The following is a 10,044-nucleotide window of genomic DNA, read 5'->3' on the forward strand; positions in this document are numbered from 1 at the left end:
CAGGCCTGGGGACGCCATTGGCGCCAGCCGGGGTTGCGGCATTTGTTCATTGCCAGTTTTTGCCTGATGGGCGTGTTCGTGACGCTCTATAACTATGTCGGCTTTCGTCTTCTGGCGCCCCCGTACAGCTTGAGCCAGAGCGAGATCGGGCTGATTTTCCTGGCTTATATCTTTGCCATTTTTGTGTCGCCCATGGCGGGCTGGCTGGCGGATCGCCTGGGGCGGGGCCGCGTGCTGGCGGGCGGGCTGGGCTTTCTGGCGCTGGGCCTGATTTGCACGGGGCTGCCTTGGCTGGCGGCAATCGTCCTGGGCATTATTTTGCTGACTATTGGCTTTTTCGTCGCCCACGCGACGGCCAGCGGCTGGGTGGGGCGCCTGGCGGCGGAAAACAAAGGCCATGCGGCCTCGCTATACCTGCTGGCGTACTACCTGGGGTCCAGTGTCGTTGGCGCTTGCGGCGGCTGGTTCTGGGAACATGGCGGCTGGTGGCCGCTGCTGGCGTCTCTGCTGGCCCTGCTGGGCTGGATGAGCTGGGTCATACGCGGCTTGCTGCGCAGCCCGCCCGCCTGAAGGCGGGCGGCAGGCGGGGCCGCATCAGGCCGCTATCAGCGCACTCAGCGCACTTCGCGGTCAACGGCGAAGTATTCGTCGCTGCGCAGGACTTCAATCAGCTTCGGGACTGGCAAGCCATTGTCTTTGGATTGCAAACGGCTGGAAATGGCCGCCAGCATAATCATGAACTCCTTGCATTGGCGGCGGGCCGATTGCAGTTCTGAACTGGTGAAAATCAGAATCTGGGCAATCAGAATATTGCCGCGCGAGACGGCGCCGCTCAGAAGACCCAAAATCGCGTCGCTGATCAGCTCAGTGCCGGCATAGTCTTTTTCCTGAATGCGGCGCTCGAATTCCGGCCTGTCTTCCTGGGACAGGAAGGTAGCGACCCATTTGCTGTAATCCGGGTCCAGCACGATAGCGGCGACCCGGGCTTGAAACTGCTCCACGAGCTTGCCCGTTTCCGCGTCCGGGTTGGCAGCCTGGTAGTCAGCGATGTCGGCGACCAGCTCTTTCAAGGCCTGCAACAAGGCCAGGCGCCCGCCGGACAAGGTGTTATAGACAGCGCCGATACGGCTGTAATCTTCCTTGAAGCGGGTGATGACTTCCTTGCTTTCGGGCAGAGAGGAGAGCGCGGGAAACAGGACATAGCGCGAGGAGGCCGCGAACTCATAGAACTCGGATATCTGTACGCGTATCTGTTCGAGATCGGCCATCACGGCGTTCAGCGACAGATTGCCGCTGTTGATGCGCTGCGCCAGGGATTTCTGCCATTTTTCTATGCCCGCATCCATATTGAAGTCGATGCGGCGTTCCACGGTGCTGGCGCTGACCACGATCTTGTTGAAATCGCGGGCCAGGTCGCTCAGCACTTGCTGGATACTTTGCACCGCCACGGCGCGTGCCGCGTCGTTAATACCGCGCAAACGTTCCTTGCGGGCATCGGCACGGCTTTTGATCAGCCACGACAGCAAGGCGCCAATGATGGTCAGACCAGTGGCAATATCCGCGCCGATCTGTATCCGGGAAAACCATTCCATATTCGCTCTATCCTAATATTTCAGGGGTGGAGCGATTCTATACGCAAGCAGGCGCGCCGGGCGGCTATTGGCCATGTTCATACGGGATATCCATGCCGCAGAAAGCGCGTGCCGGTATCAGGCACGCAGGTCCAAGGGGTCGAGCAGGCCGGCGGCAATCGCCTGGCCCACGAGATCCGGCAGGCATTGCGCCTGCATGCGCCGCATCACGCGGGAACGGTACAGATTGACGGTTTTGATGCTGATGTTCAGCTGCAGAGCGATTTCACCATTGCTGTAGCCGCGCGCCAGCGGCAGGAACACATCGCGTTCCCGGGGTGTCAGGCTGTCCAGCAGCTGGCGCAGCCTGGCATGCGCTTCGGTATTGCCGTGATTGGCCGGGGCGGCGGGCTGGCGATTCAGGGCGTGCTGGACGCTATCGAGCAGCAATTGTTCGTTATACGGTTTTTCGATGAAATCGAAGGCGCCCGCGCGAAAGGCCCGCACCACAATCGGAACGTCGGCGTGGCCGCTGACAAAAATAACGGGCAAATCCAGGCCGCGTTTGCGGAGTTCTTCCTGTACCGCCAGCCCTCCCATGCCGGGCATGCGGACATCTAGCAGCACACAGGCGCCTTCAGCTGACGGGCCAGATTGCAGAAAGGCCTGGCCGGAGGTAAAAGGCAGGCCTTTCAGACCGACAGACTCCAGCAGCCAGACGGTGGAGTCCAGCATGCCCTGGTCGTCATCCACGACATAGACGATTTGCGTTGCAGCTTCCGGCATGCGTCCTGTTTCCTTGTTTGGCCTTTTTGGGGCCTTATTTTGTATATCCCGCTGGTTCCGGACGCAGCGGCAAGCGGCATTCCATCACCAGTCCAGCAGGGCCATTTTCCACGATATCCATCTCGCCGCCAAAACCTTCAATGATATTGCGGCTCATCGACAACCCCAGGCCCAGGCCGGCGGGTTTGCTGGTATAGAACGGCGTGAAGACTTTTTCCCTGGCGTCGGCGCTTAAACCCGGGCCTTGATCGCGCACCCGCACCCGCAGGCAGTCCGCCGGCTGGGCCCAGGCTTCCAGGGTGATGCGCGAGGGTTCGCCGGGGCGGTGTTCGCGATTGGCATCGACCGCATTGCGCAAGAGGTTCAGCAGCACCTGCTGCAGCAGCACGCGGTCGGCATAGACTGGCGGCAAATCCGCCGGCACGCAGGCTTCGATTTCGACCTGATGCTGGCTGGCCTCCCAGGCGCATAGATGGATGGCCTCCTGAGCGACTTCGGCGATATCCATGGCCTGGGTGCGCCGCTGTTCTTTACGCAGAAAGGCGCGCAGACGCCGGATGACGGCCGAGGCATGCGCCGCGTGTTCATTGATGCGCTGCAAGCCTTGCATGACCCGTTCGGTGATGGCCCGTTCGGTGGCATGCGGCGCTTGCGGCGCGCCGCGCAGGTAGTGCTGGCACGCGCCCGCGTAGTTCATCACGGCAGCCAGGGGCTGGTTGATTTCATGGGCAATGCCGGAAGCCAGTTCACCCAGGGTAATCAGGCGGCTGGTGTGGGCCAGCTCATCTTCCAGACGGCGTTTATTGGCTTCCGCCTGCACCCGTGCCGTGATGTCGCGCAGCACGCTGATGGTTTCGATGACGGCGCCGGTGTAGGTGTCACGGATCGCGCGGCTGGCGGTTTCAAACCAGAGATAATGGCCTTGCGCATGCCGCAGCCGGTACGTCATGGTGTGATAACCGTCATCGACCAGCGCTGCCTGCGCCTGTTCAAAAGCCTGGCCCGCGTCCTGCGGGTGCAGCAAGGATTGCAGCGCGCGTCCGCGCAGCTGCTCCGGCCAATAGCCCAGCAGCGTCCATGAGGCGGGCGAGGCGTCCAGGAAAACGCCGTCCGTATCGTGGCGGGCGATCAGGTCCGTGGTGTTTTCCGTAATAAGGCGGTAAAGCCGGTGGGAACGCGCCGCTTCGCGCGCGGCGCGCAATTCGGCCGTGGCGTCGCGGCCGCGCGCCAGCACCTGCCCGGCCGCCAGATCCGGAATGAAGCTCCAGAGCAACAGGCGTTCTCCCAGCGTGGCTTCCTGCTGTTCGATGGCCCGGCCCTGGGCCAGGCAGGAACGGACTATCTGCGCATAGTTGAGCGGCAGGCAATGCGCGAAATGGGCCAGCGGCTCATGCGCCAGCAGGGACAGCAGCGCCGGGTTGGCCGCAAGCAGTTCCGCCTGGCTGCCCAGCACAAGCGAAGGGCAGGGGTCGGCCGCCAGTAGGGGAATGCCGCCATGCGGGGGCGGTTCAGCAGCGAGGAGTTGCAGGACATCATGCAGCCATGCCAGCCAGTCGCCGCGCTCACCGGCTTGCAGCTCAACCAACAGCAGTCCTGGCGCAGCGGGCGCCAGCGCCAGGGAGAGCGCCAGGCCATGTTCCAGGCTGGCCCGCCGCAAACGGCCGGCCAGCCAGCCGGGCTGCTGGCGCAGCGCGTGCAGCGTCAGGCGCGGCGTCTGCTGCAAAGAGGCATGCAGCGCGCTATCGCTGGCATTCAGAGGGTCGCCCTGTCCGGGGGGCAAATGATGCTCGCCCAGCTGACGATAGGTGTGAGAGTCTTGATGCCAGACCAGATAGTACGCACGGCTGATGCCCGGGCAGGCGGCCAGGGCACGCAGCAGGAAATCCGTTTTCATGTCCAGCGGCGCATCCTGCTGTTGCAGGCGCAGCCAGCTCGCCAGCGTGGCGGCTGGAGGCATGGCCGGGGGAGACACAGCGGCTGCGGCTGGCATGCCGCCAGGCAGGCGAGAACGGGTGATATCTGGTAATTCTTCCATATTCACTGGATTGTTCTATGTTTATATAGATATTGTTCTATATGGTACTGGTACTAATATCATATTCCTTCCAGGGGATATATAACCTTTTCCAGAACTATTCCTGGCGCATGACGCATCGTGCCGATAAGCAGGAAAGCAGGATTCATTCTCTGGAGGAGTTGAGCATGTCGATTTTCGAGGATGGTCTGGCCCCGCACCCGGTCAACCATATTGCACTGAGTCCTTTGAGCTTCATTGAGCGGACGGCCAGTATTTATCCCGCCTATCCCGCCGTGGTCCATGGCGCGATCCGCCGCAACTGGGCCGAGACCTATGACCGTTGCCGGCGGCTGGCTTCGGCGCTGGCGGGCAGGGGGATAGGCAAAGGGGATACCGTGGCTGTCATGCTACCCAATATTCCTGCGATGCTGGAAGCGCACTTCGGGGTGCCCATGATAGGGGCGGTGCTCAATACGCTGAATGTGCGCCTGGATGCCGAAAGCATTGCGTTCATGCTTCAGCACGGCGAAGCCAAGGTATTGATTGCCGACCGTGAATATCATGAAGTCGTGCACGTAGCGCTGGGTATGCTGTCACCGGCCCGGCGTCCGCTGGTGGTGGATGTGGACGACCCCGAGTATGGCGAAGGGCAGCCGGTCAGCGGCCTGGATTACGAGGCCTTGCTGGCGGAAGGCGACCCGGCTTATGACTGGCAGTGGCCTGAGGATGAATGGCAGGCTATTTCGCTTAATTACACCTCGGGCACAACCGGCAACCCCAAAGGCGTGGTGTATCACCACCGCGGCGCTTTTCTCAATGCCATGGGCAACCAGATGACCTGGAACCTGGGCAATCATCCGGTCTATCTGTGGACCCTGCCCATGTTTCACTGTAATGGCTGGTGTTATCCGTGGACGGTGACGGCGCTGGCGGGCACGCATGTCTTTCTGCGCCGGGTGGATCCCCAGAAAATCCTGAACTTGATCCGGGATGAGCAGGTGACGCATTTGTGCGGCGCGCCCATTATCCTGAATGCGCTGGTCAATATGCCGGATTCGGCCAAGGCGGCGATAGATCACCCGGTCAAGGCCATGGTGGCCGGCGCGGCGCCGCCAGCCAAGATCATAGGCGCTGTGGAGGAGATGGGGATCAGCGTGACACATGTTTACGGCTTGACGGAGGTTTACGGGCCGGTGGTGGTGTGCGCCTGGCATGAAGCCTGGGATGCCTTGCCGCTGGAACAGCGCGCCGTCATCAAGGCGCGCCAGGGCGTGCGTTATCCCACCATGGAAGGGGTGATGGTGGCCGACCCGAAAACCATGGCGCCCACGCCGCGTGACGGGCAGACGATGGGGGAAATCTTCATGCGCGGCAACACCGTCATGAAGGGCTACCTGAAGAACCCGACAGCCACGGCTGAAGCGTTTGTGGGCGGCTGGTTCCATACGGGCGACCTGGCGGTCTGGCACCCGGATGGCTATGTGGAAATCCGCGACCGGCTCAAGGACATCATCATCTCGGGCGGTGAGAATATTTCCACCATCGAGGTAGAGGGCGTGCTGTATCGCCATCCGGCAGTGCTGGAAGCTGCGGTGGTGGCCAGGCCCGATGAAAAATGGGGCGAGACGCCTTGCGCGTTCATTACGCTCAAGCCGAATCACGAAGGCGTGAGCGAAAGCGAGCTGATTGCTTTCTGCCGCGAGCATCTGGCGGGCTTCAAAGTGCCGCGCAAAGTGGTATTTGCGGAGTTGCCCAAAACCTCCACCGGCAAAATCCAGAAGTTTGTGCTCAGCGACCGGGCCAGAACCTTGTAAGACAGGCTCCCTTGTGCCTTTTACCGCCTCGCCTGGCGGTAAAAGGCACGAGACGAAGCGGCAAAACGGCAAAACGGGGGCGGCAGGCCAGGCAAGATAAGGGTTCAGCCCCCGGATAGCGCCCAGTGCGCAGCATGTTCGGCATGCAGGCGCGTGGTGTCGAATAGCGGCGTTGCCACATGCGTAGGCTGAACCAGCAAGGAAATCTCCGTGCACCCCAGAATGATGCCCTGCGCGCCGCGTTCGACCAGACGCTCGATGACGGCTAGATAGACGGCGCGGGAAGCCGCGCTGACTTGTCCCAGGCAGAGTTCTTCATAAATGATGCGGTGCACGTCGTCCCGGTCGCGCGCGTCGGGAATCAGGACATCCAGCCCATGCTGTTGCGCCAGGCGTTCGCGGTAAAAATCCTGTTCCATAGTAAAGCGCGTGCCCAGCAGGCCCACGCGCGACAGACCGGCAGCCTGAATGGCGTGTGCGGTCGGGTCGGCAATATGCAGGAGCGGAATGCTGACGGCCGCCGTGATGTGGGCGGCTATCTTGTGCATGGTGTTCGTGCACAGCACCAGCGCATCGGCGCCCGCGGCTTGCAGGCGGCAGGCGGCGTCAGCCAGGCAGAGACCGGCTTCGTCCCACAGGCCGCGGCGCTGCAATGACTCGATTTCCTGGAAATCGACGCTCCAGAGCACGATTCGGGCGGAATGCAGGCCGCCCAGCTGGGCTTTGACTGTCTCATTAATCTGCCGGTAATAGGGAATCGTTGATTCCCAGCTCATGCCGCCGATCAGGCCTAGCGTTTTCATGTTGTTCCTTTTTTTGCTGGGGGCGCATTCCGGCTCAGGGCAGCGCATGCCTGGCAGGCGTCATGCCGGGCAGAAAAATGTCCGTCAGTTGCGTACAGATAGCCTGAAGACCGGGTGCAGACCTCGTGAAGACAGCATGGCCGGCGGCATGGCGGCGCACCGTGCCCGCACGGCAAGCGGGAAGCATAGCGTAATGAGGAAGGGATTGCAGGGCGGGGCGATGAGGCGGCACGCACGTCCGCGTTGATGCCCTGGCGCGCAGTCTTGGGCTGGCAACGCCAGGCGCTTGGCTGGCGTTGCTGTCTTGCCTTATTTGCTTGATTTGCCTTATGGCGCCGTCTTATTGCGCTGTCCTTTATCGCGCCGCCCTCAGACCGGCAGGGGGCCGGTCTGAGGGTGCTAGCGCGTTATAGCCAGCCGGTGACGCGTGGCAGCCATAGCGTAATTTCCGGGATGAAGGTAATCATCAACAGGAAGATCAGCCCGGTAATCAGCCAAGGGAAGGTCGCCTTAGTGACCTCGGTCAAGCCCAGCTTGGAAATACTTGAGGCCACATACAGGTTAAGCCCCACTGGCGGTGTCGCCAGGCCGATTTCCATATTAACGACCAGGATGATGCCGAAGTGCACCGGATCTATGCCCAGTTTCATGGCCACCGGGAACAGAATTGGCGCCATGATCAGAACCAGCCCGGACGGTTCCATCACCATGCCGATGACAAGCAGCAGCACGTTGACGAACAGCAGGAAGGCGACAATGCCCAGGCCTTGCTCCACGATCCAGGCCGCGATGTTTTGCGGGATCTGTTCCGACGTCAGGATGAAGGCGAACATCACGGCGTTGGTGATGATGTAGAGCAGCATCGCGCTCATGCCGGCCGATTCCAGGATGATGCGCTTGAGGTCTCGCCACTTGATGTCCTTATAGACAAACATGGCAATAATGAAGGCATACACCGCGCTCATCGCAGCCGCTTCTGTCGGCGTGAAGACCCCGGTATAGATGCCGCCCATGACGATGACGACCAGCATCAGGCCCCAGATCGAATCGCGGAAGGCGATCCCGCGTTCTTTCCAGCTTGCTTTTTCCTGGCGCGGGTAATTGTGCTTCCAGGCGCGGTACATGGTCGTGATGCCCAGCATCAGCGCCAGCAGCAAACCGGGAATGACGCCCGCGATAAAGAGTTGGCCGATGGAGGCCGAGGCGACGCGCACGCCATCCGGGCCTTCAACCATCATGCCGCTGGTCGCGACGGCATACATCACCATCACGATGGACGGCGGCAGCAGAATGCCCAGGCCGCCGGAGGTCGCGACAATACCGGTGCCGAATTGCGCCGGGAAGCCTTGTTTCACCATGGCGGGCATGATGATGGAGCCAATGGCGGCAACCGTGGCGGGCGACGAGCCGGAGATGGAGGCAAACAGGGCGCACGCCAGCACGGCAGCCAGGCCCAGGCCGCCGGGCAGGTGGCCGACCATGGAGGTGGCGAAACGTATCATCCGTTGCGCCACGCCGCCGTGTGTCAGGAAACTGCCGGCCAGGATGAAGAACGGGATCGCCATGATCTCGAACTTTTCGATCCCCGTGAACAGCTTGAGCGCAATGCTGTCCATGGGGACGTTGGTCATGGTGAACAGGAAGGTGATCACCGTCAGGCCGAGCGCGATGGACACCGGCATGCCGGTGAGCATCAGGACGATCAGCAGCGCGAAAATAATGAAGGTGGTCATGCTGCGGCTCCTTCGGGGCTGTCGTGCTCGTCATTGTGGCCAGGCACATGGTGCGGCAGCTGGCCGGTGCGCAGGTAGTTGTAAAGCGCCTGCAAAAAGCGGAAGCACATCAGCGAGGAACCCAGCGGCACGGCCAGATACACAATCCACATCGGCACTTCCAGGTCGGCGGAAACCTGATTGGTATGGCCGATATCCCAGGTGAAATTGGCGCCGATCCAGGCCACGATGAATGTGAATAGCGCGCCCGCCAGCAGCGCGATGACGGTCAGCGTCTTGCGCATGGGCTCCGAGACCTTGGTCACCACGACATCGACACCGACGTGGATACCCAGACGCACGCCATAAGCGGCGCCGAATTTGGCCATCCAGACAAACAGATAAATGCACAGCTCTTGCGCCCAGAGCAGATTGATGTTGGTCAGAGAGCGGTAAAACGCGCGCGCGTTGGACATCAGGGTGGGGTAGTCATTGACGCGTGCCCAGGCGACGATATCCGCGACCAGACCGATGGAATAGCGCTGACAGACGGCAACAAAGATGATGAGCACGGCGGCCACCATCAGGAACGACACGAAAGCTTCTTCGAAACGGTCGAGTAAACGTAGGAACATGGAGAACTCCCAGGGAACCTGGAATCAAGGCGCCGGGTGGCCCCGGCGCATTCAGGCGGGGTCTGGCGAGCGCCGGACCCCGCTGAGGAAAATCAACGGCCCAGGGCCTTGTAGGTTGCGTCCAGCGTGTCCTTGCCCACGCGGGATTCCATCTCCTTGTGCACCGGCAGCAGGGCGTCGATCCACTGCTGGCGCTCTTCGGCGGTCGGCTCATAGAAAGTGGTCTTGCCGGCCGCCTTCATTGCCGCCAGGGAATCATCATTTTCCTGTTGGGCAATATCGTTGGCGTAGGTCGTGGCTTCGCTCATGGCGCGTTCGAGCTGTTCACGCACATCGGCAGGCAGGCCATCCCAGAACTTCTTGTTGACGATCACGGCGTAGCCCAGGTAACCGTGGTTGGACAGCGTGGCGTGCTTTTGCACCTCATGCATCTTCTGCGTGTACATATTGGAAGGCGGGTTTTCCGTGCCGTCCACCACGCCCGTTTGCAGGGCTTGATACACCTCGGAGAACGCCATCACCTGAGGCACCGCATCCAGCGCCTTCATCTGGGCTTCCAGCACCTTGGAGGACTGAATGCGCAGCTTCAGGCCGAGGAAGTCGTCGGGCGTGTGGATCGGGCTATTGGCGCTCATGACCTTGAAGCCGTTATCCCAGTACGCCAGGCCGGTGATGCCCTTGGGCTCCAGTTTGGCCAGCAGGTCCT

At 61.4% G+C, this 10,044-nt stretch carries 9 protein-coding genes; 2 read left to right on the forward strand and 7 right to left on the reverse strand.

Going from position 1 to position 10,044, the window contains the following annotated elements:
* Positions 1-570, forward strand: a 570-nt coding sequence (locus ACTJGZ_RS14825) for an MFS transporter (RefSeq protein ID WP_441663673.1), incomplete at its 5' end; no start/stop codon positions are given.
* Positions 571-614: 44 nt separating this feature from the next.
* Here ACTJGZ_RS14825 and ACTJGZ_RS14830 read toward each other — a convergent pair.
* The 3 genes from ACTJGZ_RS14830 to ACTJGZ_RS14840 all read right to left on the reverse strand — a co-directional run bounded on the left by ACTJGZ_RS14830 (position 615) and on the right by ACTJGZ_RS14840 (position 4,392).
* Entirely contained in the window at positions 615-1,592 is a 978-nt protein-coding gene (locus ACTJGZ_RS14830; protein ID WP_441663674.1) for a hypothetical protein, read from the reverse strand.
* Between the two features lie 117 nt (positions 1,593-1,709).
* The gene (locus ACTJGZ_RS14835) at positions 1,710-2,357 is read right to left on the reverse strand and encodes a response regulator transcription factor (RefSeq protein WP_441663675.1); all 648 of its coding nucleotides are present in this window, start codon (positions 2,355-2,357) and stop codon (positions 1,710-1,712) included.
* A 34-nt stretch (positions 2,358-2,391) separates the two neighbouring features.
* Positions 2,392-4,392, reverse strand: a complete 2,001-nt coding sequence (locus tag ACTJGZ_RS14840) for a sensor histidine kinase (protein WP_441663676.1) — start codon at positions 4,390-4,392, stop codon at positions 2,392-2,394.
* Between the two features lie 167 nt (positions 4,393-4,559).
* On the opposite strand from ACTJGZ_RS14840, the gene ACTJGZ_RS14845 reads away from it, so the two are divergent.
* Positions 4,560-6,188: an acyl-CoA synthetase gene (locus ACTJGZ_RS14845; RefSeq protein WP_441663677.1), complete on the forward strand. Its 1,629-nt coding sequence runs from the start codon at positions 4,560-4,562 to the stop codon at positions 6,186-6,188.
* Between the two features lie 104 nt (positions 6,189-6,292).
* Here the strand turns inward: ACTJGZ_RS14845 and ACTJGZ_RS14850 are convergent, their stop codons facing one another.
* From ACTJGZ_RS14850 to ACTJGZ_RS14865, 4 genes are all read right to left on the reverse strand, one after another.
* Positions 6,293-6,991, reverse strand: a complete 699-nt coding sequence (locus ACTJGZ_RS14850; protein ID WP_441663678.1) for an aspartate/glutamate racemase family protein — start codon at positions 6,989-6,991, stop codon at positions 6,293-6,295.
* A 407-nt stretch (positions 6,992-7,398) separates the two neighbouring features.
* Positions 7,399-8,724 (reverse strand): TRAP transporter large permease, encoded by a 1,326-nt coding sequence (locus ACTJGZ_RS14855; protein WP_441663679.1) that lies wholly within the window; start codon positions 8,722-8,724, stop codon positions 7,399-7,401.
* Entirely contained in the window at positions 8,721-9,338 is a 618-nt protein-coding gene (locus ACTJGZ_RS14860; RefSeq protein ID WP_441663680.1) for a TRAP transporter small permease, read from the reverse strand. Before ACTJGZ_RS14860 ends, ACTJGZ_RS14855 begins: the two co-directional genes overlap by 4 nt.
* Before the next feature lie 92 nt (positions 9,339-9,430).
* A partial coding sequence (locus ACTJGZ_RS14865) for a DctP family TRAP transporter solute-binding subunit (protein WP_441663681.1) occupies positions 9,431-10,044 on the reverse strand: 614 nt, incomplete at its 5' end.

This window comes from Kerstersia sp., assembly GCF_052103615.1.
Classification (GTDB): domain Bacteria; phylum Pseudomonadota; class Gammaproteobacteria; order Burkholderiales; family Burkholderiaceae_B; genus Kerstersia.